This is a genomic window from Vibrio ichthyoenteri ATCC 700023 (assembly GCF_000222605.1).
GTDB lineage: Bacteria > Pseudomonadota > Gammaproteobacteria > Enterobacterales > Vibrionaceae > Vibrio > Vibrio ichthyoenteri.
The window spans coordinates 1-1,269 of sequence record NZ_AFWF01000234.1 but is presented as its reverse complement, the minus strand read 5'-3'; the positions used below and the strand labels follow the sequence as shown (position 1 = coordinate 1,269).

The window sequence follows — 1,269 nt, the reverse complement described above, 5'->3', positions numbered from 1 at the left end:
GGATGAGTTGGTGCTGCTGCAATTCATTAAATAATCGTGAGTTGTCCGTTGGAACGTTGGTGATCCCACGTTCCAATAACGCTGCACGTAGTCGTTCAGCGATCGGCTTACTCATCAAAAATAGGTTTTCACCCTCAACAAACCCCTCGGCGCCTTTTCTGTTCAATGGGAACGCGCCCGATTGAAGCAAATGAGTGAGCGTCAATCGAAGCTGCCCCGCCAATGAAGCGGCTGCGCCTCGCGCTTTTTCAGCAGCGAGGTTGATGCCGGCTTTATCGGCGCCAAAGTTTTGCGCCACACTGGCGGCGTCCGCTTGCATCACTATTTGCCCAATGACGCTGTCACTATCGGCATGGCCAGAAAGATAAGCACTCATTTCATGGTAGAGCTGGCGATCGCTTGTGATCGCTGCCATTGGGTTCTCAGAGAGCAGTGGTGTTAACCACATCAGTCCGCTGCGTTGATGCTGACTGTATTGACGCTCTTTGTGATAACGAAAACGGTACGGTTGACTGATCGCCCCCAGTGCCGGTGTCCAACGAACGGGTTCTTTTCCCTCCCCTACAAATAACTCAATTTCCATATCGAGCACCTTGCCCACGTCATGCAATAAGGCACACAGAAAAACGCCATACACCCAAACGATCTCCTTGTGGATCACGTCTTCCGGCGCCGTATTCGGCGGCAAAATGTAATTACGGCGAATACGCATTGCGTAAATCGCCACGTCTAAACTGTGTAGCAATAAGCCTCTTGGCGTCGCATGGTGGTAAGACTCTGATGCCGGTAAATCTTGGCAGCAGGTCGCAAAGCGAATGACCGTATCAACGACAAACTCATCCCACACTTCGTAAGGCAGCGCTAAGCCACTGCGCTTAAGAACGCGAAGTTTGTCCTTGATAAGATCATCTTGTTTCAGTTGCTCTGCATTCCATGGCGCACAAAATCCCGCAGGGGTTTTGTTTTTAAGGGTGGCTTGGGGCAATGCTTTCTTTTCTGGCTCATCATTGAACCAATCGATAACTTGTTTTATGCGTGTAAACACTGTGTTTCTCCGTGCTATGTAACTATGACTGTATAAATAAACAATAATGTTTATATATACAGTGCATTTTGTGAGCGAAATACATTTATGGTAACCATAAAAAATATAAGGATTTACTCGTAGACGGGATTGGAAGCGGAATAGCAGGTACACGAAAGCGACCCAAATTGCGTATGCAATTGGACAATCGTTTCTCATGCCGCTACGAAAGCGTCTAAAGTCAG

Annotated in this window: 1 protein-coding gene; it reads right to left on the bottom strand. The window is 48.0% G+C overall.

The genetic code is table 11. The features are described 5' to 3' along the window. The coding region (mobH, locus tag RH85_RS16750) for a MobH family relaxase (protein ID WP_006713891.1) at positions 1-1,045 on the bottom strand (1,045 nt) is incomplete at its 3' end. Positions 1,046-1,269: the final 224 nt, after the last annotated feature.